We start from the raw sequence: 22,998 nt of genomic DNA on the forward strand, positions 1-22,998 counted from the left end.
GCCCGCGGGCGGGTGCGGAGCCGGGTGGCTCACTGGCTCAGCTCGGCGACCTCCTCGGCGGTCAGCCGCAGCGCGCCGCCGGGCGCGGCGCTGCGGGCCGCCGCCGCCGGGGCCGGGTCCGCCGGCCGGCGCCAGTGCCAGTCGGTGAGCGCCTGGTACGCGGCGGCGACCGAGAGCAGCCGGTCCTCGCCGTACGGCAGGCCGCCGAGGATGGTGCCGATCGGCACCCCGTTGCCGTCGAAGCCGATCGGGAAGGCGATCTCCGGCAGGCCGAGGATGTCGAACGGCACCGGTCCGGTCTGCACCACCACGTCGCAGGAGTCGAACAACTGGTCCAGCACCCGCTCCATGAGCAGCAGCTTGATCCGCTGGCCGGTGACGAACTCGTTCGCACCGAGCAGCGCGCCCTGCAACCAGCCGGTCACCGACACCCCGAAGCCGCGCAGGTCCTGCCGCAGGTACGGCATGAACGGCTCGCTGCGCTCGGGCAGCCGGACGTTGTTGAGCATGGTCCCGTTGAGCTGGTCCCAGCCCTCGGGCAGCGGCACCTCGACCAGCGTGGCGCCCTCGATGCCGGCCAGGGTGTCCAGGTACGCCCGGCGGGCCTGGGCGGTGGCCGAGGTGCCGGAGGTGAACCCGGGCAGCACGCCGATGCGGGTCTTCCACCGCATGACGACCCGGTCCCCGGTGCGCTTCGGGGTGGCCGCGTTGATCAGGTTCGGCAGCGCCGGCAGCCCCTGGGTACGCGGGTCGGCGGCGTCCTCGCCGGCCATCGCGGTCAGCATGATCGCCGCGTCCTTGGCGTCGCGGGCCAGCGGGCCGGGGTGGTCCCGGGTGTAGCTGAGCGGGATGATCCCGGCCAGCGACACCCGGCCCATGGTCGGCTTGAGCCCGGTCAGGTTCTGCGCGTTGGCCGGGGCGGTGATCGAGCCGCCGGTCTGGGTGCCGGTGCCGCCGGTGGCGAGCCGGCCGGCCACGGCGGTGGCGCTGCCGGTGGAGGAGCCGCCCGGGTTGGTCGCCGGGTTGCCCGGGGTCCACGCGTTGACCGTGGTGACCACGCCGTCCGGGGTGGTGGCCCGGGTGGTGGCCAGCGGGCCCATCTGGGTCTTGCCCAGCACGATCGCCCCGCTGACGGTCAGCTTCGCCACCGAGGTGGCGTCGTACGGCGGCACGAAGTCGGCGAACAGGTACGAGTTGGCCGTGGTGCGGACCCCCTCGGTCCAGTAGTTGTCCTTGACGGCCAGCGGGATGCCGTGCAGCGCGCCCCGGTTGGGCCGGTTGGCGGCCTGCCGGGCGGCCTTCACGGCGGCCTCGGCGAGCACCAGGTTGAACGCCTTGTACGTGCCCTCGTACGCGTCGATCCGGGCCAGGTACGCCTCGACCAGCTTCTGCGGGGTGAGCTTGCCGTTGCGGATCAGCCAGGCGGCCTCGGCGATGGTCAGCTCGGTCGGGTCGGCCACCGCCTCGGGGCGGGGCTTGACGAAGGCGTTCGGCACGTCCAGCGCCGGGTTCCAGGTGACCTTGGTGCCGGGCCCGGTCACCGGCGGGGCGGCCTGGGCGATCCCGGGCAGGGTCACCGAGGCGCCGACCGCCGAGACGGCGGCGAGGGCGGCGGTCCGGGCCAGGAAGGCCCGTCGGTCGATGCTGCGGTCGAGGGGTTCGGCGCTCATCGGTCCCGCCATTCTGTGCTGATCGAGGGGTAGAGCATCGGCGCGGGCTGCTGGGACAGGGCCATCGCGGTCGCCGGGTCGGTGCCGGCCGGGGCCGGCATCTGGTAGGCGGCCAGGGGGGTGACCGTCGAGCGGACGAACGAGCGCAGGGAGGCCAGCACCGAGTCACGGCCGGGGGAGCCGGTGACCGGGTCGGCGGTCGTGCCGGGGGGAAGTTGGTCAAGATCGATGCCGAGGGAGGCGAGCCGGACGCGGATGAACGTGTCGAGTTCGGCGTCGGTCGGTGGAACAGGTGTCATCGTTCTCCTCTGAGCTGCGAAAACGTGGCCTTACTGTCGGATCGGGCGGTGTCGCGCCCATCACGGAATGATCACCAAGTGGTGAACCGGCGGGTGGCGAAGGTCAGACCAGCGAGTTCCGCCACTGTCGGTGCAGGCCCGCGTACCGGCCGCCGGTGGTGACCAGCCGTTCGGGTGGGCCGTCCTCGACGATCCGGCCACCGTCGAGGACCAGGACCCGGTCGGCGGTCTCCACCGTGGAGAGCCGGTGCGCGATGACCAGGGCGGTCCGGTCCCGCAGGACGGTGCCGAGGGCGTGCTGCACCAGCCGCTCGGTGGGCACGTCCAGCGAGGAGGTCGCCTCGTCCAGGATCAGCACCGCAGGGTCGGCCAGGAAGGCACGGGCGAACGCGACGAGTTGCCGCTGCCCGGCGGAGAGCCGACCGCCGCGCCGGTGCACCTGCGTGTCGTACCCGTCGGGAAGGGCGGCGATGAAGTCGTGCGCGCCGATCGCGCGGGCGGCGGCCCGCACCGCCGCGTCGTCGGCGTCCGGCCGGCCGAACCGGATGTTCTCCGCCACCGTGCCGGTGAACAGGTGGTTCTCCTGGGTCACCAGCACCACCGTGGCGCGCAGGTCGGCGTCGGCGACGTCGCGCAGGTCGACCCCGTCGAGGGTGACCGTGCCGGTGACCGGGTCGTGGAACCGGGCGAGCAGCTTCGCCAGCGTCGACTTGCCCGCCCCGGTCGGGCCGACCAGGGCGACGGTCTGCCCGGCCGGCACCGCCAGGTCCAGCCCGGCCAGGATCGGCGCGTCCGCGCGGTACCCGAAGGTGACCGACCGGAATTCCACCGCGCCCCGGGGGCCCTCGTCGGGCAGCGGCACCGGGCGGGCCGGCTCGGGCACCGACGGGCGTTCGTCCAGCACCCCGGTGAGCTTCTCCAGCGCCGCCGTGGCCGACTGCAACGAGTTGTAGAACTGGCTCAGCTCCTGCATCGGCTCGAAGAACCGGCGCAGGTAGAGCAGGAACGCGGCGAGCACCCCCACGCCGGTGTCCCCGTCGAGCACCCGCAGGCCGCCGTAGCAGAGCACCACCGCCACGGTGACGTTGCCGATCACCTTGATCCCCGGCGAGTACGTGGCGATCAGCCGGAAGGCGTGCCGGCTGGCCACCCGGTAGTCGTCGTTGACGACGCCGAAGATGGCCTCGTCGCGCCGCTCCCGCCGGTACGCCTGCACCGCGCGGATGCCCCGCAGCGACTCCACGAAGTGGACGATGACCAGCGCCACCGCCTCCCGGGTGCGCCGGTACGCGTCGGCCGAGGCGCGGGCGAACCACCGGGACAGCCAGAGCAGCGGCGGGAAGGCGAGCAGCGTCACGGCGGCCAGCGGCAGGTCCAGCCAGAGCAGGACACCGGCGATCGACACGATCGACAGCCCGGCGAGGACGAGGCTGTCGATCCCGCCGTCGACCAGCTCGCCGATCGAGTCGAGGTCGCTGGTGAGCCGGGAGACCATCCGGCCGGAGGTGTACCGCTCGTGGAACGTCACCGACAGCCGCAGGAAGTGCCCGTACACCCGCTGCCGGAGGTCGAGCAGGACGGCCTGGCCGATCCGGGCGGACAGGACGAGGAAGCCGCGCCGGGACGCGTACTCGATCCCGGCGGCCACCACGAACGCGGCGGCCACCGCCACCAGCGGCACCGGGTCGCCGGCCCGCAGCGGCCCGGCGGCCCGGTCGATGCCGAGCATTACCAGGTACGGCCCGGCCATCCCGGCCGCGTTCTGCGCCAGCAGCAGCGCCACCGCCAGCCCGAGCCGGCGACGGTGCGGGCGCAGCAGGTCCCGCAGCAGGGCCCGGCTGCGCACCCGGAGCCGGGCCACCGCCGCCGGGGAGGTGTCCTCGGCGAGGCTGCCGTCGGCGTCCGGATCGGCGGAGATCCCCCGCCACCGCTGCGGCTGCGTCCCGTCGCCCCGGTCGGTGGTGGTGCCCTGCCCCCGCCGGGACCGGGTCCCGTCGCCCCGGTCGGTGTCCCGGTCCCCGGCGGCGGTCACGACGACACCAGGCCCCGGCCGGCGGGACGGCCGCCGCCGGACCGGGGGGCCGGGGCGGCGGGGCGCGGGTCGGTGGTGATCCCGCCGCCGTCGGCGGGGCGCGGGTCGGCGGAGAGCACCGCCCGGTACGCGGGCACGGTGGCGAGCAGGTCGGAGTGGGTGCCGACGGCGGTGATCCGCCCCTGCTCCAGCAACGCCACCCGGTCGGCCAGCGCGATCGTCGAGGGGCGGTGCACCACCAGCAGCGCCGTGGTGTCGCGGAGCACCCGTTTCAACGCCACCTCCACCAGCGACTCGGTGTGCACGTCGAGGGCGGAGAGCGGGTCGTCCAGCACGAGCAGCGCCGGCCGGCCGAGGACCGCCCGCGCCAGGGCCAGCCGCTGCCGCTGACCGCCGGAGAGGGAGAGCCCCTGCTCGCCCACCCGGGTCGCGAGCCCCCACGGCAGGTCGTACGCGAACTCCGCCTGGGCCAGGGCGAGGGCGGCGTGGATCTCGTCCTCGCCCGCGTCCGGCCGGCCGAGGGTGAGGTTCTCCCGGACCGACATGGAGAACAGCGTCGGCTCCTCGAAGGCCACCCCGACCAGCCGGCGCAACGAGGACAGCCGCAGGTCACGCAGGTCGTGGCCGTCCAGGGTGATCCGCCCGCCGGTCACCTCCTGCAACCGGGGGACCAGCGACAGCAGCGTGCTCTTGCCGCAGCCGGTGGCCCCGACCAGGGCGAGGGTCTCGCCCGGCGCCACGGTCAGGTCCACCCCGCGCAGCACCGGGGCGCCGCTGTCCGGGTACCGGAAGGTGACCTGCTCGAAGGTGAGCCGGCCGCGTACCCCGGCCCGGGACGGCGCCAGCGCGCCCGGCGCGTCCACGATCGCCGGCCGGGTGTCCAGCACCTCCTGGATCCGGTCGGCGGCGGTGGCGGCCTCCTGGCCGTTGGCGATGATCCAGCCCAGCGACTGCACCGGCCATACCAGCATCAACTGGAGGCTGACGAAGGCGACCAGGGCCCCGACGGTGAGCCCGCCCCGGCTCACCAGGACCACCCCGGTGACCAGCACCACCGCCAGCGTGCCGTTCGGGACCAGGTCGAACAGGGCCGAGGTACGGGCCAGCAGCCGGGCCTTGCCCACGCCGATGTCGTGCAGCGCGCGGGCGTTGCCGGCGAACCGGGCGGCCAGTTCCGGCCCCCGCCCGTACGCCTTGGTGGTGCGCAGCCCCAGCGCGGTCTCCTCGACCAGGGTCGCCACCTCGCCCTGCTGGTCCTGCATCCGGCGGGACGCGGCGTGGTAGTGCCGGGCGAACCGGCGGCTGATCAGGAACAGCGGCACCGCGCTCGCCGCCACCAGCAGGCCCAACGGCGGGTGCAGCCGGATCAGCAGCACCACCACGGCGACGTAGGTGACCAAATTGAGGATCAGGAAGAACAGGCCGAAGGAGAGGAACCGGCGCAGCACCGACAGGTCGCTGGTGGCGCGGGAGAGGAGCTGACCGGAGTGCCACCGGTCGTGGAAACTGGTCGGCAGGCGCAGCAGGTGCGCGTAGAGGTCGGCCCGGAGGGCGGCCTCCATGCCGACCGACGAGGCGGACTGCATCCACCGCCGCACGAAGATCAGCAGCGCCTCGACCAGGCCCAGCACCAGCACCAGGGCGCCGAGGCCGAGCAGCCCGCCGGGCTCGCGCCGGGCCACCGGGCCGTCCACCACCCGCTGCACCACCAGGGGTACGGCCAGACTCGCCCCGGTGCCCGCGAGCGCCGCCACCAGCAGCCAACCGAACTCGGCCGCGTACGGTCGCAGGTAGCCGCGCAGCCGCCACAGGTTGGCCAACCGGCCGCGTCCCGCCGACCGGTCCCCGCCCGCCGACGCGGCCGGGGGATGTCGGCCGGCTTTCGTCTTCGGGGCCGGCTCGCGGTCGCGCTCCGCAGGCACGATCTGACCGTATCGGTAAATGTCACTGTTCCGGCTGTCAGCTTGTTGTCATCGACCGCTCGTGCCCACCGCCCGCGTCGCGGCGGGCCCGTTTCTCCCAGCGCTCGTCCCCGGCGACGCCGGCGTCCGGCGATGCTGGTGTCCAGCGGCGCTGCTGCCGGCGGCGCTGGTTCCCGGCGGCGCTGCTGCCCGGCGGCGCTGGTGTCCGGCGGCGCTGCTGCCCGGCGGCGCTGGTGTCCGGCGGCGCGCGTGGGCGGGGCGCGCGTGGGCGGGGTCAGCGGCGCTCGTGGGCGAGCAGCCAGGTCTTCACCGGCAGGCCCCAGCGGTACCCGCCGAGCGTCCCGTCGGTGCGCAGCACCCGGTGACAGGGCACGAAGAGCGCCGCCGCGTTGTGCGCGCAGGCCGCCGCCGCGGCCCGGACCGCGAGCGGCCGGCCGGCCAGCCCGGCGAACGCGGTGTACGTCACCGGCTCGCCCGGCTTCACCTCCCGCAGCACCTGCCAGGCATGGCTCATGAACTCCCCGCCGGTGTGCTGCTCGACCGGTACCTGGTCGATCGCGGTCAGGTCACCGGCGAAGTAGGCGTCGACCGCGGCGCTGACCGGGCCGAGGTCGGCCCGGTGCCGCAGCGGTCCCCGCAGGCTCGGGTGCACCAGGGGCACCAGGTCCTGCGGGTCGCCGGTGAACCCGGCCGCCCGGACCGCGCCGGTCGGCCCGACGAGGAGGGCCAGTGGGCCGGCGGGGGTGTCCTGCACGGTGCTGTCGATCGGGTCTGCCGTGGTCATGCCGCTCTCCAGAGTCTGATCACCGCGTACGACCGCCAGGGGCGCCAGCGGTCGGCGTACGCGTCGAGGGTCTTCGGGTCGTCGGGAAGGCCGAGCGCGGCGGCGCCCCGCCGTACCGCCAGGTCGGTGGGGAGCAGGACGTCCGGATCGCCGAGGGCCCGCATCGCCACGTACCCGACCGTCCAGGGACCGATCCCGGGCAGCTCGGCGAGCCGGCGTACCGTCTCCTCCCGGTCGCCGCCCGGGTCGAGGTCGAGCCGCCCGTCGGCGACCGCCCGGGCCGCCGCCCGGATGGTCTCCCGCCGCCGCGCCGGCATCCCGAACACCCCGTCCGGCAACCCCAACACCTCCTCCGCCGTCGGGAACGCCCGCAGGGGTTGATCATGGAGTTCGCGGCGCTCACCGAGCCCCGGCCCGCCGTCAACCCCATGATCGTCGGTGGGGGTGGGGGCGTCGGCGTCGGTGGGGGTGGGGGTGGGGGTGGTTGCGGTGCGGAGGCGGGTGAGGGTGGTTGTGGCGGCGGTCACCGAGACCTGTTGGCCGATGATGGCGCGGAGGAGGATCTCGAAGCCGTCCACGGCGCGGGGGAGGCGTACCCCGGGCTCGGTCGCCACCGCCGCGGCGAGCGCCGGATCGGCGGCGAGCGTGCCGTCCACGGCGGCCGGTTCGGCGTCGAGGTCGAGCAGCCGGCGGCAGCGGGCCACCGCCGGCGCGAGGTCGCGCAGGTCGGCCAGGCGCAGCGTCGCCGAGACGTGCCCGGCCGCCGGGGTCAGCGCGACCTCCGCCGGCCCGTGCGGCAGGGTCAACCCCCGGTGGTACGTCCCGTCGTGCACCCGCTCCACCCCGGGCACCGCCCGTCGGGCCAGGAAGTCCAGCAGCGCCGGGGCGTGCAGCGGCGGTCGGTACGCGAGCCGCAGCGTGATCGTCCCGGCGCCCGCGACGGCCGCCCGGCCGGCGCGCAACCGCGACGGCGGCACCCCGTAGGTGATCCGGATCGTGTCGTTGAACTGCCGGACGCTGCCGAACCCGGCCGCGAACGCCACCTCGGCCAGGCCCAGCCCGGTCGTCTCGATCAGGATCCGGGCGGTCTGCGCCCGCTGGGCCCGGGCCAGCGCGACCGGTCCGGCCCCCATCTCCGCGCGCAGCATCCGGTGCAGGTGCCGTTCGGTGTACCCGAGCCGGGCCGCCAACCCCGGCACGCCGTCCCGGTCCACCACCCCGTCGGCGATGAGTCGCATCGCCCGCCCCACCACGTCGGCCCGGACGTCCCAGTCCGGGGAGCCGGGGGCGGCGTCCGGGCGGCACCGCCGGCAGGCCCGCAGGCCGGCCCGCTGCGCGGCGGCGGCCGACGGGAAGAACCGGACGTTACGCCGTTTCGGGGTGACCGCCGGGCAGGACGGCCGGCAGTAGATGCCGGTCGAGGTGACCCCGGTGTAGAACCGCCCGTCGAACCGCTGGTCACGGCTGTCCACGGCCCGGTAGCACCGTTCGAAGTCCAACTCCACACCCCCGATCCTGCCCCCTGCCCACCCCACCGGCTCGCGGTATTCGGACCTGAAGGAAGGGCCCCCTGTTAACGCTTCCGGTAGAGGAAGGGCCCCTTGTTAACACCTCGCCCCGCCTCGGCCCCGACCCGGCCGGGTCACCCCCGCAGTCGGCTCGCGGGGTGGAAACGGGGCACCGGGGCCGAAAGTGTCGGTCGGGGCCGGTACCGTCCCGCCACCAACTCAAGAAGGGGGCGGCGATGGCGAGCGTGGCCGGACGGGAGGTCCGCTGATGCGATCGGGGCAGACGCAACTCGACCGTACGGTGGTCCAGGGCTTCTACGACCGGATGCGGACGGTCGCCCCGGCGGCGTACGGGGCGATCGAGCGGGACCGGGCGGCCGACGACGAGCCCGGCCGGCCGTTCCCGGAGACCGCCTGTGGCCGGCTCGCCGGGTCGCTCGACGCCGCCGGCCTGCGCGCCCTCGGCATGTGGGCGCACCACTGGTGCATGCGGTTCTACGACGACGACACCCGGGTGGGGCTGCGCCTGGTACGGGAGATCGCCACCCGCCCCGGGCTCGGCTGGACGGTCGACGAGGTGCGGTGGATGCTCGGCGAGTCCGAGGCCACAGGGGCGTCCGCCGCGCACCGGTACACCCTGCCGGCCGCAGCGGCCCGCGAGTTGCCCGCCGCCGTCCGGGCGACCCTGCCGGCCCACGAGCCGACAGCGGACCCGGCCCAGCGGAGGGCTGTGGCCCCGCCCTCCGCGCCGCCGGTGCTTCCGCCTTCCGTGCCGGCGGTGCTCCCGCCTTCCGTGCCGCCGGTCGTCCCGCCCTCCGTGCCGGCGGTGGATCCGGCCTCGCGTCGGCCGGTGGTCCCGGTGCCCAGGTGCCCCGCCCACGACCTGCCGCCCGCGCCCCACCTGCCGTCCGCCCCCGACCTGCCGCCCCCACGCGACCTGCCGCCCCCACGCGACCTGCCAACCCCCGCTGATCCTCCGACCGCAGGTGACCCTCCGACCCCCGGAGATCCTCCGCTCGCCGCTGATGTTCCGTTCGTCGCTGACCCTCCGGCCGTCGGAGCTGGCCGGGCTGGGTGCCGGGCACGGTGAGCGCGGGAGGTGGGGCGCGGGTGGTTCCCTCTGGGGCAGGATGGGCGGCACCGGTCATCGATCGACGGGGGCCGGTCACCGACCGAGGAGAGGACGGACGTGCCTGCCAGCGCACCGACCATCATCGCCACCAGCATGAGCTTGTTCAGCCGGGGTCAGGGGCCGTACGACCTGCGCCCCGGGCCGGTCTTCGACCTGGCCGCCGAGCTGGCGCAGGCCGGCCCGGAACCCCGGCTGTGCTACCTCGGCCAGGCCGCCGGTGACCAGCCCACCGCGTTCACCGCCCTGTACGGGGCGTTCGCCGGTACCCGGTTCCGGATGTCCCACCTGGCACTGTTCCCGATGCCCAACGTTGACGACCTGCGTGCCCACCTGCTCGCCCAGGACGTCGTCTGGGTCGGCGGCGGCAGCGTGGCGAACCTCTGCGCGGTGTGGCGGGTGCACGGGCTGGAGGAGATCCTGCACGAGTGCTGGCAGGCCGGGGTGGTGCTGGCCGGGGTCTCGGCCGGCTCGATCTGCTGGCACGTCGGCGGCAGCACCGACAGCTTCGGGCGGGAGTTGCGGGCCTTCACCGACGGGCTGGGCTGGCTGCCGTACGGCAACGGGGTGCACTACGACAGCGAGGAACGGCGGCGGCCGATGATGCACCGCCTGGTCGCCGACGGGACGCTGCCCACCAGCCACTGCACCGACGACGGGGTGGGGCTGGTCTACCGGGGGACCCGCCTGGTCGAGGCGGTCGCCGACCGCGAGGGCGTCGGCGCGTACGAACTCACCCGCGCCCCCGACGGCACCGTCCAGGAAACCCCCCTCACCCCCCGCCTCCTTACCTGACCTCCCGCCCGGCACGCCCTTCGCCGAAGTCTCGGACGGTGGGGCGGGGGAGGGTGGGGATGGGGCGTAAACTGGCCCGTCGTGAGTCTCACCATCGGCATCGTCGGCCTGCCCAACGTCGGCAAGAGCACCCTGTTCAACGCGCTGACCAAGAACGACGTGCTCGCGGCGAACTACCCGTTCGCCACCATCGAGCCCAACGTCGGCGTGGTCGGGTTGCCCGACGAGCGGCTGGGCAAGCTGGCCGAGATCTTCTCCTCGCAGAAGGTACTCCCGGCGCCGGTGTCGTTCGTCGACATCGCCGGGCTGGTCCGGGGCGCCTCGAAGGGGCAGGGCCGGGGTAACGCCTTCCTGGCGAACATCCGCGACGCGTCGGCGATCTGCCAGGTCGTCCGGGCCTTCTCCGACCCGAACGTGGTGCACGTCGACGGCAAGGTCTCGCCGTCCGACGACATCGAGACGATCAACACCGAGCTGATCCTGGCCGACCTCCAGACCCTGGAGAAGGCGCTGCCCCGGCTGGAGAAGGAGGCCAAGCTCCGCAAGGACCGGGCCGCCGCCGTGGCCGCGGCGAAGCAGGCGGTCGAGGTCCTCGACGGCGGCACCACCCTGTACGCCGGGGCCGCCGCCGCGAAGATCGAGCTGGAGCACCTGCGGGAGCTGCACCTGCTCACCACCAAGCCGTTCCTCTACGTCTTCAACGTCGACGAGGAGGAGCTGGGCAACGCCGAGTTCCTCGACGAGCTGCGGGCGCTGGTCGCCCCGGCCGAGGCGGTCTTCATGGACGCCAAAATCGAGTCCGAGCTGGTGGACCTGCCCGAGGAGGAGGCCCGCGAGCTGCTGGAGTCGATCGGCCAGTCCGAGCCGGGGCTGGACCAGCTCGTCCGGGTCGGCTTCCGGACGCTCGGCCTCCAGACGTACCTGACCGCCGGGCCGAAGGAGGCACGCGCCTGGACCGTCCCGGTCGGCGCGACCGCCCCGGAAGCCGCCGGGGTGATCCACTCCGACTTCCAGCGCGGCTTCATCAAGGCCGAGGTGGTCTCCTACGACGACCTGGTCGCGGCCGGTTCGATGGCGGCGGCCAAGGCGGCCGGCAAGGTCCGCATCGAGGGCAAGGAGTACGTGATGCAGGACGGCGACGTCGTCGAGTTCCGCTTCAACGTCTGAGCGCAGCCGGAGCCGGGTTGTGGCGGAGGTGAGCACAGATTCCTTGCTCGGCGTCTGAGCGCAGCCGGAGCCGGGTTATGGCGGAGGTGAGCACAGACTCCTTGCCCGACGTCTGAGTCCTGGCTGTCCCCGTAGGCGTACGCCGTCACGGTCCGCCGTGACGTGGCGGGCCGGGCGGAGGCTCGCTTCACCTGGCAGGAGCGGGGTCGACGGCAGACAGTGCGGATGACGGGGTGGGTCGCCGGGGTTGGTCAGAGAGCGCCGGTCGACCCGTCGGTCAGTTCTCGGAGGATGTCGGCGTGGCCGGCGTGTCGGGCCGTTTCCTCGATCATGTGCACCAGGACCCAGCGGAGCGACACCTCGCCGAGTTGCGGGTGCGGCACGACGTGCCCGAGGTCGAACCGCGCGGCCACCTCCCGGGACCGGGCGCACTGTGCCTCGTAGGCCGCCGCAAGCCGCTCCACGGTGTCCCCGTCGGCCAGGGCGAAGCTGGCCGCCGCGTCCTCCTCGGAGGTGAGGTAGACGTCACCGGGCCCGGGGGCGAGCAGAGCCGAGAACCAGTTCCGCTCCACGAGGGTGAGGTGCTTGACCAGGCCGGCGAGCGTGGTCGCGGACGGAAGCAGACGGTGGGTGGCATCGGTCTCGGAGACCCCACGCAGCTTGCGCAGCACCACGGCGCGATGGAAGTCGAGGAAGGATTCGAGCACCGAACGCTCGTCGCCCGTGCGCGCCAGCACTGGAGCGATTGTGGGATCGAGACGTGTCTCCACCATTCCCGGACCCTAGCGGCGGCCTGGGCCACCCGCTGCCCAGGTTGCGACACGAGCGAGGCGTACCGGCCTGTGGCTGATGCAGGGTCACCATCGATCTCCGAGCTGAGGACTGTCCCCCTCCTGTCGTAGGAGGAGGCCGGGGCAGGGAGCCACGGCAGCGAGCGCGTGGAGACCGGGACGGGTCGAGTCCTGACTGGTGGGTGCGGTTTCCGTCGTACCGGTCGCCTAGTCTGCCGCCATGACCGCCGACCTGTCCCGTCTGCTCGCAGCCCTGCCGCCGGACATGCTCCCGCCGGGGCGGCCGGTGTCGCCGGAGGGCGGTGGCCCGCCGGTGTACTGGTTGAGCGACGAGCCGGTGACCGATTTCGGGCTCTGGGCGCGGCTGCGGGCCCGGCACCGGGAGTCCGGGCTGTGGCCGTTGCTGTTGACCGGGCTGGCCAGCGACGAGACCCGGCCGTGGGTGGCCGGCGAGGTATGGCCGGCCGGCATGTCGGCGCCGGACCGGCACGACCCGGTGGAGGTGCTGGCCGCCTGGTGGCGGGACAGCACGACGACCGGCGAGGACGACGACCCCGAAGCCCCGGGCGAGGCGACCGCTCCGTTCGGCCGGACCTGGCCGGGCCTGGCCGCTCCCGGTGAGCCCGACGAGCCGGCCGACGACTGCGCCGACGGGTACGCGGAGTTCCTGGTGGCCGGCTCGACCCGGCTGGGTCTGGTGCCGGCCGCCCGCAGCGCGGACACGCTGGCCGTGACCGGCTGGTCCGGCCCGGCGAACCACGTCGGGGACGCCGGCCAGCTCTCGGCGGTGCTGCGGAGCTGGGAGAAACGGTTCGGGGTGCGGGTGGTCGGGGTCGGCTTCGACACCCTGCACCTCAGTGTCGCCGCGCCACCCACCTCGATCGAGCATGCCCGCCGGGTCGCCGCCGAGCACTTCGCCTTCTGCCCGGACAACGTCTGGCAGGGCGCCGGCACCCTCCAGAAGTACGCCGAGCAGGTGGTGGGGGTGCCGTCCTGGTGGTTCTGGTGGGACTGACCCACCCCGTGCCGCCTGACGACTACCGTCCGGTCACCAGGGCGACCCCGTCCGGTACGCCTCGACGGCCTGCCGGGTCTCCTCGGTGATCAGGTCGGCGTTGATGTGCGCGCCGGCCAGGGCCCCCGCCGAGGCGGCGGCACCGACCTGGGCGGCGAGGTCGGTGACGTTGCCGGCGACCCACACGCCGGGTACGTCGGTGCGGCCGGTCGGGTCGGCGGGGACGTGCTCGCCCATGCCCGACGGGTGCGGCACCGCGGTGAGCCCGAGGGTCGCCAGGAACCCGGCCCGCGCCACCATCCGGGCCGCGACCGTCACCGCCTGCCGGCGGACCAGCGTGCCGTCGGCCAGCCGGACCCCGACGAGCCGGTCGTCGGCGACATCCAGGGCGACGACCTCGCCGGTCACCACGGGGATGCCCCGGGCGGCGAGCTGCTCGGCCTGCTCCTCGGTCGGGGGCGCCCCGGTGTGGGTGAAGTACGTGACGTCGGCGCTCCACTGGCGGAACAGCAGCGCCTGGTGCACCGACATCGGCCCGGTGGCGAGCACCCCGATGGCCTGGTCCCGCACCTCCCAGCCGTGGCAGTACGGGCAGTGGATCACGTCCCGCCCCCACCGGGCGCGCAACTCAGGCAGGTCGGGCAGGTCGTCGACCAGCCCGGTGGTGACCAGCAGCCGGCGCGCCCGGACGTCCCGGCCGTCGGCCAGGGTCACCCGGAAACCACCGTCCTCGCGGACGACGGCGTCGACCTCGCCGACGGTCACCTCGCCGTCGTAGCCCCGGACCTCCGCCCGGCCGCGCTCCAGCAGCTCCGCCGGCGGCATCCCGTCCCGGGCCAGCAGCCCGTGCACCCCGTCGGCGGGGGCGTTGCGCGGGGTGCCCGCGTCCACCACCAGCACCGATCGCCGGGCCCGAGCCAGCATCAGCGCCCCGCTCAGCCCGGCCGCGCCACCGCCGACGACCACCACGTCGTACCTGCTCCTGAGTTGTTCGGTCACCGTGACCACCTCCCGCGACAACCGTGCGGAGGATCAGCAGGTGTGGCAAATCCTGTTGCTGTTCTGGCAAGCTCGTACCCATGGACGACGACCTGGACCGGGCCCTCGACGCGGTCGGACCCCGGCTGCGCACGCTGCGCCGGCAGCGGGAGACCACCCTGGCCGACCTGTCGGCGGCGACCGGCATCTCGGTCAGCACGCTGTCCCGGCTGGAGTCGGGCACCCGCCGTCCCACCCTGGAGTTGCTGCTCCCGCTGGCCAAGGCGCACGGCGTGACCCTCGACGAACTCGTGGACGCCCCGCCGACCGGCGACCCCCGCGTGCACCTGCGCCCGGTCACCCGGCACGGGATGACGATGTTGCCGCTGACCCGTCGAGCCGGCGGCATCCAGGCGTACAAGATCGTCATGCCTGGCGGCGGCCGCCGGCGGGAACCGGACCTGAAGACCCACGAGGGGTACGAGTGGGTGTACGTGCTCAACGGGCGGCTGCGCGTCGTCCTCGGCGAGCACGACCTGGTGCTGTCACCCGGCGAGGCGGCCGAGTTCGACACCCGGGTACCGCACTGGTTCGGCGCGGCCGACGTCGAGCCGGTCGAGTTCCTCAGCCTCTTCGGCCGGCAGGGTGAACGCGCCCACCTGCGCGCCCGCCCCCGGACGGAGGCTTCACCCGACCGGGAGCCGCCGGACAGTGGTGCGGGACGCTGACGTTCAGCCGGTCGCTTCGAGGGCCGACTCGCCCTGGTCGAGATAGTCGAACCACCACTGGCCCTCCTGCTGATGCGCTGCTACAAACCGCGTTTCTGTCCCCACTCTTCAGCCTTGCGGCGTAGGTAGAGATCGAGATCTGGGTGAGTGGCGATGCGGCCGAACCTCGGATGACCGCTGAACTTATGCCGGAGGAGCGCCAGCGCCTGAGCAACGGTCTCGGCGCGCTCTTTGGAGAGGCTTCCCCCAACCACGCCATTGATGCTTCGGTACAGCGAGTCCTGCTCCATTGGATCCGACTCGAATGCGGCGATAGCTGACCGGGCTAGAGCGGTGGTGCTCCTGGGGTCCACCACAACACCACTGGAGGTGAAGTCAGTGAGGCGATACCAGTTCACCTGCCTTCCCCCGACGGTTTCTCCGCCATGCTCATAGGCTTTCGCTTCAAGTCCGCGAAACTCGGAACCCGCTTCAACTTCCCCAAGTGACGTGCCGGGAGAGGTGAATAGCCGGACGTTGCCATACTCCTCAATCGCGAAGCAGAATCCGGGTTGAAGCATCCGACGAAGCCTCATCAAGGCGGCTGAGGCAGACACATCGGCGATGTTGAGCCCGTGTAGGACCTGCGCCATGTCCATGCTCTTGATCAGCGGACGGAGAAAGCTGTCCGGCATGAGAAGGTGAGAAGCGAATCGAGTGGCTTCAGCTTCCTGTTCCTCACGTCGCCACCAAGAGGTGATCTGCTCTGGCTCAGATGCCGGCTCCAGTGGCTGTTCGCTGTATTGCGACTGCTCTGGTCGGCAGCCGAAGACCCCAATATGCCAGGCCATGCAGAGGTGCCCGAACTCGTGGGCAAGCGTGAACCTACGCCGCCGACGAGGTAGTGATCGTCGCAGGAAAATTTTTGGATTATCCTCCAACAGGCCTACGATGACCGCATCGCACTCTTCGAATGGCCACGGCTCCTCAGAGATCTCGGCCAGTTCTCCCGCGATATCCTCGATTTGTACCGGAGGTGCGAGGTTGAGGCGTCGCACGAGCGTTGCCGCGAGTTGCGCCGGCGGCTCAAGACTGGGTTTGGTTAGCCACAAATCCGCCACGATGCCTTACATATTCTTGTTGTCTGCACTGATTCGGCCCCGTTCGACCAGCCAATCCAGGACGCGCTCAGCAACTGACGAATCGTTTGACCTGGCCGCCACTCCCAGGGTCCTTGTCTGGGCCAGAACTTGATCAACCGTCACTCCGGCTCGTCGTGCAGCAAGCACAAAACGGATCGATTCGGGATGTGATCCCCAGTTCCGATACTCGTCCCACGACAAGCCAAGATATTCGTGAAGGTCAAGGTCGCTGCCCGGGGATCCTTCCGGAGCGTCATGCCATTCTTGGATGTAATCGTCCATGTCCTCGACTTGGGCAAGCCCTGCGAGGACATCCTCGATGAAGGTTTTGCGGCTTTCGGCGGGAGACGCGACCGCGTCTTGTCGCTGGTCAGACATCGATCCTCCTCCCCTTGCGGGCCGGCTTGATGAACTCCCCAGTATGCACGTCTGCTACGCCCAAGTGTAATCCCTGTTTGTTGTACACCTCCAGCTCGCCGCCGTGCTCCGGGTCGTACTCGTAGATGTGCCCGCGCTTGTTGCGCCAACGTGGCTTGCCCGTGTGATGCATGCGTTCGAGCGTGTCCAGAAAGCTTGAGCGCGGGCGAGGAGTGTAGGACAAGGTCAGTATGTCTCCGCCGAGGCCCTCCGGCACGACGACGTACCGGTGAGGCCAGATTTCATGGTGTAGCAGTCCGGCAGCGCAGTGTAGCGACCGTTTCATGTCCTTGTCGATCCAAGGCGTGCTCAATCGGCCTACTCCAGAGGGGCTGCCCTGGCGTTGGCGGTTTTCCGAACGCGACGCGCCGAGGAAGGTGTCGGTAAAACGCCACCGCTTTGCCCAGTGGTCAGACCGCCGACCGGCCGCAGGTAGATTCGCACCTTATGCCCCAAAAGGCTGCCACTTCGTGGGGCCTGCCCTGGGAGATCTTGGAGCCGGATGGCCCCCAGAGAAGAGGGGCCGACATCTTCCAAGGTCCGTTTCTCAAGAGGCTTGGGCAGGTGGGGCGAGGGTAAATTGTTTCGGTATGACCGTATCTCCCCTGTGCGGTGTCGCAGCAGAGTGGGTGCGGTTGGTGAGGTGGCGTCAGGCTGACTGGGGGCGGGTGATCCGGGTCTGGTCGGCGGGGACGATCTGGACTTCGCCGTCCGGGCTGTGGATTTCCAGCACGGGTACGCCCTCGTCGAGATCCATCTCGCGTCGTTCCCGGCTCGACGGCATCCGGGCGATGGCGGACCCGCCCGGCGCGAGTTCGGCGTCGCTGCGTCGAGGCGTCTCGCGCACCCAGGTGCCTCGGCCTTTGGTGGTGGTCATGACGCCTTCGGCGCGGAGTAGTGCGATGGCTGCGCGGACGGCGTCCCGCCCGATCCCGTACTCCTGGCTGAGGTGCGACTCGCTCGGGAGCGAGGCGCCCGGTGGCAGGTCCCCTGACTCGACTCGGCTGCGGAGCAGCTCAGCAAGCTGCACGTAGACCGGTGTGTGTGAGCGGGGATTGATGGTCACGGTACAAGCCTCATGCCCCCATGTCCATCGAGGAGTCGGGCCATATGGCCATATGGCACTTGCTGCCCTGTGGCTCTAACACTAGAGTGAGTTCACGCGGTGGCGGGATGAACGCGAAAAGTCATTGCTCTGCGGGCTGTCGGGCGGTCTGACCGGTGCGGACCTGTGGCGAAGAGGTGGAACGGGATGCGAAGCAGGCTCAAGGGGCGGCGGGCGGCTCCCTCAGGCGAGCGGGGCAAGCCGGACGATCAGGGCGTGTACCGGTCGGCGTACGTGCCGGTGCGGCCGTGGCAGGTGCGGTGGCGGCGGTTCCGGACGGTGGGGCTGTTCCGGCGCGGGCTCGACCCGGTCGACGTGCACGAGTTCCTTCGGCAGGTCGCCGACGACCTGACGGTGCTCTATGACCGGCTGGAGCAGGGCCGGGAGGAGACCGGGCGGTTCCGGGAGGCGCTGCGGGCCTGGCAGTCCGAGCATGCCCGTGAGATCAACCAGCGGACGTACTGATGTCCGACCGGTTCGTGATCCATCTGCCGCTGGTCGCCGAGGACCTGACCGGGGCGGTGCGGCTGGCCCGGGTGGTGGCCCGCTGGGCAGCCGTACTCGCGCAGACCGACCCCGGCGAGATCACCGTGTCGTACGAGGACGGGCAGGGCGTACGGCATCGGGTTTTCTGTGACGCCCGGCTGGCCGGGGGCCGGCGCTGTGTGCTGCGGGCCGACCACGACGGAGCCTGCACCCGGAGGGTGCCCGGATGACCAGCCGGAGGGTACCCGGATGAGCGTGGTGGAGTGCCCCGGGTGCAGCGGGTTGACGTTCACGGTGCTGCCCTGCGTGTGCCGGATCGGTGGCGATCGGCTGCTCTACGAGGCGGGAACCTACGCCGACGAACCCTACCGGGACTGTGCGCGCTGTGCCGGGGTCGGCACCCGGGCCGTGGCCTGCGTCGACTGTGGGGGAGTCGGGCGGCGGCGGGCGCAGCTCGTGCTGACCGTGGCGAATCTCGACACCGGCGCGGTCGCCTCGGCCAGTGTCGTGCCGGGGAGCGTGCCGCCGACGCCGGACGGTACGGGTGGCTGGGAGTTGGCGCTGCGACCGCTGGTCGACGAGCTGGCCACGGCGGTCGGGGTGCCGCCGCCCACGGTGGAGCCGGTCTGGCTGACCCTGCCGCTGAGCCACCGGTATCGGCCGGACACGCCCGCCGACCAGCGGGAGGCGCTGGTGGCGGCGGCGATCGCCGGGCGGTCGTACCGGCCGTGGCGGGTCTTCGTGGGGCGGAGCGTGGGGCGGCCCGCGCCACCGGATCCGGCGCGGGCGTTGGCCCGGCTGCGCGGCCTCGCCGACCTGCTGCGGCTGGACCTGGTGGTCGAGGCCCGCCGAGGGCCGGGGGCGACGCGCTGGTACGTCCGGTACGAGGTGCCCGGCGGCCGGGTGCCCGACGAAATCGGGGCGGGCTTTCCCGACCTGCCCGCCGCGCTCGCCGCCACCTCGCCGGCCGACGCGCTGGCCGGGCTGCGCGAACGGGGCCGACACGCCCCGGGACACGCGATCGGGTCGCGGCGGTCCACCCCCGTCGGGTGGCGGTCGGTGCTGGCCGGGGCGGCCGGGCCGGCCCGGGTGGCGCGGCGGCTCGGCCGGCTGCTGCGTCGGGTCGGCGGGGCGCAGGCGGTGTGGCGCGACGGCCGCTGGTGGTACGTCCCGCTGCCCGACGGCCCGCCGGTCGACGAGATCCGCGCCACCGACACCGGCCAGGTGAGCTGGTGGCGGCGCGGCACCCTGGTGCGGGCGACCGAACCACCGGCCCCGTCGTGGCAGGGCCAACCGATCGGGTACGCGACCTGTCCCGACTGCGTACCGGGCACCCGGCTGCGCCGCTGCCGCTGCCTTCTCGACGGCGACCAGGACTGCCGGCACTGCTCCGGCGCCGCCCTGGAGCCGTCGGAGTTCGTCTGCACGAGCTGCGGCGACAGCGGGCGGGTACCCGAGGCGGTGACGGTCACCCTGACCGATCTGGACGGTTTCGCCATTCACGAACTGTGGCGGGCGGACCACGACGATCCGGGCGTACCCGTCGCTGGGTGGCCGGGCGGCGCACCGGTGCTGCGCCTCGACCGGCGGTACCGGCTGGCGGAGCGCGCGGCCACCCTCGGGGTACGGCCGGCGGACCTCGTCGACGCGGACGGTGGCCTGCCGCTGCACCGTGACCTGCGCGAGGGCCTGGTCTTCCCGGACGGGACGACCGTACCCGCGCTCGTCCGGTTCGTGCGGAAGGCGGCGGCCGGTCGGCCCGGGGCGCGGCTGATCGTCGCGGCAGTCCGGCCGGTGACGCCGCCGCTGGCCGCGGTGCTCCGGCTCGGGGCCGGGCTCGGCCTCGACGTGGCGGTCACCGTCACCGACCAGCGTCCCGACCCGGACCAGCCGTTACGGGAGGCCGGCCGCTGGTGGTCGGTGGAGCTGGTGGCCCCTGGTACGCCGGACGAGCGGATCAGCCCGCCGGGCCTGCCCTCGGTCGAGGCGGCCGTCGGCTTCTGCCTGCGCATGCTGGACGGCGCGGTGCACGCCGCCGTCCCGGCCGACGTGCAGGTGCCGCTCGTCGTGCCCCAGATGCCCCGGCCCGACGCGGACCCCTGGATCGGCGTCCCGTCCCGGGGCGTCGTCGACCCGACGGTGGCGTTGCTGCGACTGGCCCGGCACTACCCGGACCGGTTCGTGCGGGTCCGGTTCCAGGCCGACGGGTGCGTCGTCGGGCTCTTCGAGCGCGCCGGATGGGTCCCGGTAGTCCGGGCGGCCGGCCTCGCCGCCGCCCTCGGCGCGCTCGGCCTACGGCCGTGATCGCTGTGGAAGCGTGACCGCGAAGGATTTGTAGCGCGTTCTGGCAGCGCGCATGATGACCGAAAGGGCGTCACCGTGGCGTCACGGAGACGGCTTGTATCCGGATTCCGATCCTGACTGGGTGGGCCGGCGCGACTGCGGCAAGCTGGAATGACGGCGGATACGGAGAGCCTCGCCAAGCAGTTTGCTCGTCCGGTCCGACGGCTGTCACCTCTCGTCATTCCGGGGGCCGCCATGTTAGACATCAGCGGTTCAAAGAACTGTTTCACCTGGACCCGGGTGCTGTCGCAGGGGGCGGTCGGCAACGACGTGACCCAGTTGCAGATCCGCGTCGCGGGCTGGGTCGGCGTCGGGGAGACCCTCGCCGTAGACGGCTTCTTCGGCCCGGCGACCGGTGCGGCGGTACGCCGGTTCAAGGCGGGCTACGGGCTCCAGAGCACCACGGAGACCGCCGGGCCGGAAACGTACGCGGTCATCTACTCCATCCAGGATGCCGACTGTACGCCCCGACATTTCTCGTACGCCGAGTTCACCGGTGGATGTGGGGAGACCGGATTCTTCGGCGGTGCCGTCCCCGGTGCCACCGTGCAGGCGAACCTGCTGCGCGTCATGTGGCAGTTGGAGGCGCTCCGCCACAAACTCGGCGACCGGCCCATCGTGATCACCTCCGGCTTCCGCAGCATCGGCTGCAACAGCCGGGTCGGCGGCGCCCCGAACAGCCTCCACACGTACGGTAAGGCCGCCGACCTGGGCACGGCGAGCGCCCCGACCCAGTGCCAGTTGTGGCGGACCGCGCAGTCCTGCGGCTTCCGTGAGATCCTCGGCCCCGGGTACCCCGGCCACGACGACCACGTCCACGTGGCCAACCGGGACACCCGCTTCTGGCAGGCCCCGGACTGCTGACCGAGGCGCCCTCGCGGTGGGTGCGCCCTTGCGCGTTGGCGGATCACCGACGCGACATGCCCAGGAAGACGTCGGAAAGCGCCAACGTTCAGGGAGCCCTGGCGTCGGCCGGCACGGTCGTCGTGGACCGGCGGGTGTGGATGCGGATCGATGCCCATGCCCGTGGAGCCTGTGGCCCGATGGGCACGCATCGCCTACCGTCTCGGCATGGTGACGTTGCGGCTCGAACCGATGACCGAGGAACAGTTTCGCGGGTACCGGCAGGGCGCGGAGGTCGACTACGCGGAGAACATCGCGGCCTCCGGCGCGATGGCGTTACCGGAGGCACGGGAGAAGGCCCGCGCGGACTACGAACGGCTCCTGCCCGACGGCCTGGGCACAGCGGGGCACCATGTCTGGGCCGCGTACGACGGTGCCGTCGAGGTCGGGATGTTGTGGCTGCACGTGGAGGAGAAGTCGGACGGCCGGCACGCCTTCATATACGACTTCGAGGTGCGTCCGGAACTGCGGCGTCAGGGGTACGGGCGGGCGGTCATCCAGGTCGCCGAAGAACTGTGCCGCGAGTGGGGTGTGGTCTCCATCGGGCTGAACGTCTTCGGCTTCAACCAGGCTGCCCGCGCGTTGTACGAGCAGATGGGCTTCGAGGTCACCTCGATCCGGATGCGCAGGCGGCTGTAGCGGCGGTGTGCCGTCGCGGCCAGGCGGGACGGCACGGTTGCCCCGTCCGTGCGGGCAGGTCGACAGCAAGTGATCCGGCCGTGCTCCGAGCCGAGTGGCCCCGGTGGACCCGACGCGTGGCTACGCGTCGCGGAGTGCGTCGTCGACGCCGGTCTCGCGGCGGCCCAGGTGGACCGGGTCCCGGCCGGAGAGGAGGTCCAGCGCTGCCTTGACGCTGGCCCCGTACTCGCGGGTGGAGCTGATCCGCCAGGTCCGCTCGTACTCCCGGGCGGTCTCGTCGCCGACGCCGCTGGCGTCGACGCCCAGTTGCCGGCACACGGTCACCGCGCGGGGCAGGTGGAACGACTGGGTGACCACGGTCGCCTTCTCCACCCCGAAGATCCGCTTCGCGCGGGCACACGAGTCGTACGTGTCGAAGCCGGCGTGGTCCAGCACGATCCGGTCGGCCGGTACGCCCTGCGCCACCAGCCAGCGGCTCATCGCGCCCGGCTCGTCGTAGTCGGCGTTCATGTTGTCGCCGGAGACCAGGATGGCGCGGACCTTGCCGGCGGCGAACAGCCGGTGCGCGATCGCCAGCCGCGCGCTGAGGAACGGCGACGGGGTGCCGTCCGGCAGGACCCGGGTGCCGAGCACCAGGGCGACCGGGGCCTCGGGGACGTCCGTCTCGGTGAAGATGTGCCCCTGGGCGGTGTTCCGGATCCAGGCGACGCTGGACACCGCGCCGGTGGTGACGAGTGTGGCACCGACGACGAGCGCGGCGCCGACCCGGAGCAGTCGGCGTCGGACCGGGTCGTCGGGCGAACGCCAGAATCTGATCACCGTGGTGAGTCGCCCCCGCATGGGGACGAGTATCCCAGGTTTCCGCCAAAACTGGATCTTGCGCGCCGGGTGGCGGGGTGCGGTCGGCCGGGGCACCCCGCCACCCGACGGGGGATCAGCCCTTGAGGACGGTGGCGACGGCGTCGGCGAGGGAGGTGGCCGGGCGGCCGAGGAGGCGGGGCAGGTCGTCGCTGTCGGTGTCCAGCGCGCCGCCGGCCGCGGCGGCGAAGTCGGCGCGGATCAGCTCCTCGGTCGCCCTGTGGTCGGGCGCGACGGGCAGCGTGGAGGTGTCGGCGCGCAGGACGCTGGTGTACGCGAGCAGGGACACGCCGGCCCGGGACACGGCC

Annotated in this window: 23 protein-coding genes and 1 pseudogene; 10 read left to right on the forward strand and 14 right to left on the reverse strand. The window is 72.6% G+C overall.

Translation table 11 applies throughout. The features are described 5' to 3' along the window. Nucleotides 1-29: 29 nt before the first annotated feature. From ACQUFX_RS30700 to ACQUFX_RS30725, 6 genes are all read right to left on the reverse strand, one after another. A complete protein-coding gene (locus ACQUFX_RS30700; RefSeq protein ID WP_428963627.1) occupies nt 30-1,670 on the reverse strand; it encodes an amidase in 1,641 nt (546 codons plus the stop codon). After that, entirely contained in the window at nt 1,667-1,969 is a 303-nt protein-coding gene (locus ACQUFX_RS30705; RefSeq protein WP_428963628.1) for a hypothetical protein, read from the reverse strand. The genes ACQUFX_RS30700 and ACQUFX_RS30705 overlap by 4 nt, the downstream gene beginning before the upstream one ends. 103 nt (nt 1,970-2,072) lie before the next feature. Then, complete coding sequence (locus tag ACQUFX_RS30710) at nt 2,073-4,001, reverse strand: ABC transporter ATP-binding protein (RefSeq protein ID WP_428963629.1); 1,929 nt, start codon at nt 3,999-4,001, stop codon at nt 2,073-2,075. After that, on the reverse strand, nt 3,998-5,923 hold the full coding sequence (locus tag ACQUFX_RS30715) for an ABC transporter ATP-binding protein (RefSeq protein WP_428963630.1): 1,926 nt from the start codon (nt 5,921-5,923) through the stop codon (nt 3,998-4,000). Before ACQUFX_RS30715 ends, ACQUFX_RS30710 begins: the two co-directional genes overlap by 4 nt. 274 nt (nt 5,924-6,197) lie before the next feature. Further along, the gene (locus ACQUFX_RS30720; protein ID WP_428963631.1) at nt 6,198-6,707 is read right to left on the reverse strand and encodes a methylated-DNA--[protein]-cysteine S-methyltransferase; all 510 of its coding nucleotides are present in this window, start codon (nt 6,705-6,707) and stop codon (nt 6,198-6,200) included. Further along, on the reverse strand, nt 6,704-8,212 hold the full coding sequence (locus ACQUFX_RS30725) for a DNA-3-methyladenine glycosylase 2 family protein (protein ID WP_428963632.1): 1,509 nt from the start codon (nt 8,210-8,212) through the stop codon (nt 6,704-6,706). The genes ACQUFX_RS30720 and ACQUFX_RS30725 overlap by 4 nt, the downstream gene beginning before the upstream one ends. Before the next feature lie 271 nt (nt 8,213-8,483). On the opposite strand from ACQUFX_RS30725, the pseudogene ACQUFX_RS30730 reads away from it, so the two are divergent. The 3 genes and pseudogenes from ACQUFX_RS30730 to ychF form a co-directional block, all read left to right on the forward strand. Next, nucleotides 8,484-8,882 (forward strand): annotated as a pseudogene (locus tag ACQUFX_RS30730) (hypothetical protein); the annotation flags it as partial. A gap of 522 nt (nt 8,883-9,404) precedes the next feature. Further along, complete coding sequence (locus ACQUFX_RS30735) at nt 9,405-10,139, forward strand: Type 1 glutamine amidotransferase-like domain-containing protein (RefSeq protein WP_428963633.1); 735 nt, start codon at nt 9,405-9,407, stop codon at nt 10,137-10,139. A gap of 81 nt (nt 10,140-10,220) precedes the next feature. Further along, the gene (ychF, locus tag ACQUFX_RS30740; RefSeq protein ID WP_067360001.1) at nt 10,221-11,306 is read left to right on the forward strand and encodes a redox-regulated ATPase YchF; all 1,086 of its coding nucleotides are present in this window, start codon (nt 10,221-10,223) and stop codon (nt 11,304-11,306) included. Nucleotides 11,307-11,557: 251 nt separating this feature from the next. Here the strand turns inward: ychF and ACQUFX_RS30745 are convergent, their stop codons facing one another. Continuing rightward, entirely contained in the window at nt 11,558-12,079 is a 522-nt protein-coding gene (locus ACQUFX_RS30745) for a DinB family protein (protein ID WP_428963634.1), read from the reverse strand. A 238-nt stretch (nt 12,080-12,317) separates the two neighbouring features. Between ACQUFX_RS30745 and ACQUFX_RS30750 the strand changes: the two genes are divergently transcribed. Continuing rightward, a complete protein-coding gene (locus ACQUFX_RS30750; RefSeq protein WP_428963635.1) occupies nt 12,318-13,112 on the forward strand; it encodes a DUF4253 domain-containing protein in 795 nt (264 codons plus the stop codon). 33 nt (nt 13,113-13,145) lie between these two features. Here the strand turns inward: ACQUFX_RS30750 and ACQUFX_RS30755 are convergent, their stop codons facing one another. After that, nucleotides 13,146-14,111, reverse strand: coding sequence for an NAD(P)/FAD-dependent oxidoreductase (locus ACQUFX_RS30755; protein ID WP_428963637.1), 966 nt, complete (start codon nt 14,109-14,111; stop codon nt 13,146-13,148). A gap of 80 nt (nt 14,112-14,191) precedes the next feature. On the opposite strand from ACQUFX_RS30755, the gene ACQUFX_RS30760 reads away from it, so the two are divergent. Continuing rightward, nucleotides 14,192-14,818, forward strand: coding sequence for a helix-turn-helix domain-containing protein (locus ACQUFX_RS30760; RefSeq protein ID WP_428963638.1), 627 nt, complete (start codon nt 14,192-14,194; stop codon nt 14,816-14,818). An 80-nt stretch (nt 14,819-14,898) separates the two neighbouring features. Here ACQUFX_RS30760 and ACQUFX_RS30765 read toward each other — a convergent pair whose 3' ends face one another. The 4 genes from ACQUFX_RS30765 to ACQUFX_RS30780 all read right to left on the reverse strand — a co-directional run bounded on the left by ACQUFX_RS30765 (nt 14,899) and on the right by ACQUFX_RS30780 (nt 17,422). Next, nucleotides 14,899-15,855, reverse strand: a complete 957-nt coding sequence (locus ACQUFX_RS30765) for an ImmA/IrrE family metallo-endopeptidase (RefSeq protein ID WP_428963639.1) — start codon at nt 15,853-15,855, stop codon at nt 14,899-14,901. A gap of 69 nt (nt 15,856-15,924) precedes the next feature. Continuing rightward, on the reverse strand, nt 15,925-16,317 hold the full coding sequence (locus ACQUFX_RS30770; protein WP_428963640.1) for a hypothetical protein: 393 nt from the start codon (nt 16,315-16,317) through the stop codon (nt 15,925-15,927). Beyond that, a complete protein-coding gene (locus tag ACQUFX_RS30775; RefSeq protein ID WP_428963641.1) occupies nt 16,310-16,669 on the reverse strand; it encodes a colicin E3/pyocin S6 family cytotoxin in 360 nt (119 codons plus the stop codon). The genes ACQUFX_RS30770 and ACQUFX_RS30775 overlap by 8 nt, the downstream gene beginning before the upstream one ends. Before the next feature lie 336 nt (nt 16,670-17,005). Then, on the reverse strand, nt 17,006-17,422 hold the full coding sequence (locus ACQUFX_RS30780) for a GntR family transcriptional regulator (protein ID WP_428963642.1): 417 nt from the start codon (nt 17,420-17,422) through the stop codon (nt 17,006-17,008). Nucleotides 17,423-17,608: 186 nt separating this feature from the next. Here ACQUFX_RS30780 and ACQUFX_RS30785 point away from each other — a divergent pair, with 186 nt between their 5' ends. The 5 genes from ACQUFX_RS30785 (at nt 17,609) to ACQUFX_RS30805 (ending at nt 21,832) form a co-directional block, all read left to right on the forward strand. After that, nucleotides 17,609-17,926 carry a DivIVA domain-containing protein gene (locus tag ACQUFX_RS30785; protein WP_428963643.1) on the forward strand — a complete coding sequence of 106 codons (318 nt, stop codon included), beginning with the start codon at nt 17,609-17,611 and terminating at the stop codon, nt 17,924-17,926. Beyond that, nucleotides 17,926-18,177, forward strand: coding sequence for a hypothetical protein (locus tag ACQUFX_RS30790; RefSeq protein ID WP_428963644.1), 252 nt, complete (start codon nt 17,926-17,928; stop codon nt 18,175-18,177). Before ACQUFX_RS30785 ends, ACQUFX_RS30790 begins: the two co-directional genes overlap by 1 nt. Nucleotides 18,178-18,196: 19 nt before the next feature. Further along, nucleotides 18,197-20,251 (forward strand): hypothetical protein, encoded by a 2,055-nt coding sequence (locus tag ACQUFX_RS30795; protein ID WP_428963645.1) that lies wholly within the window; start codon nt 18,197-18,199, stop codon nt 20,249-20,251. Between the two features lie 234 nt (nt 20,252-20,485). Then, nucleotides 20,486-21,154 (forward strand): D-Ala-D-Ala carboxypeptidase family metallohydrolase, encoded by a 669-nt coding sequence (locus ACQUFX_RS30800; RefSeq protein ID WP_428963646.1) that lies wholly within the window; start codon nt 20,486-20,488, stop codon nt 21,152-21,154. A gap of 207 nt (nt 21,155-21,361) precedes the next feature. After that, the gene (locus ACQUFX_RS30805; protein WP_428963647.1) at nt 21,362-21,832 is read left to right on the forward strand and encodes a GNAT family N-acetyltransferase; all 471 of its coding nucleotides are present in this window, start codon (nt 21,362-21,364) and stop codon (nt 21,830-21,832) included. A gap of 120 nt (nt 21,833-21,952) precedes the next feature. Here the strand turns inward: ACQUFX_RS30805 and ACQUFX_RS30810 are convergent, their stop codons facing one another. Together ACQUFX_RS30810 and ACQUFX_RS30815 are read right to left on the reverse strand one after the other, a co-directional pair. After that, nucleotides 21,953-22,672, reverse strand: coding sequence for a SanA/YdcF family protein (locus tag ACQUFX_RS30810; RefSeq protein ID WP_428963648.1), 720 nt, complete (start codon nt 22,670-22,672; stop codon nt 21,953-21,955). A gap of 94 nt (nt 22,673-22,766) precedes the next feature. After that, nucleotides 22,767-22,994 (reverse strand): hypothetical protein, encoded by a 228-nt coding sequence (locus ACQUFX_RS30815; RefSeq protein ID WP_428963649.1) that lies wholly within the window; start codon nt 22,992-22,994, stop codon nt 22,767-22,769. Nucleotides 22,995-22,998: the final 4 nt, after the last annotated feature.

This window comes from Micromonospora fluostatini (assembly GCF_050410825.1).
GTDB lineage: Bacteria > Actinomycetota > Actinomycetes > Mycobacteriales > Micromonosporaceae > Micromonospora > Micromonospora rosaria.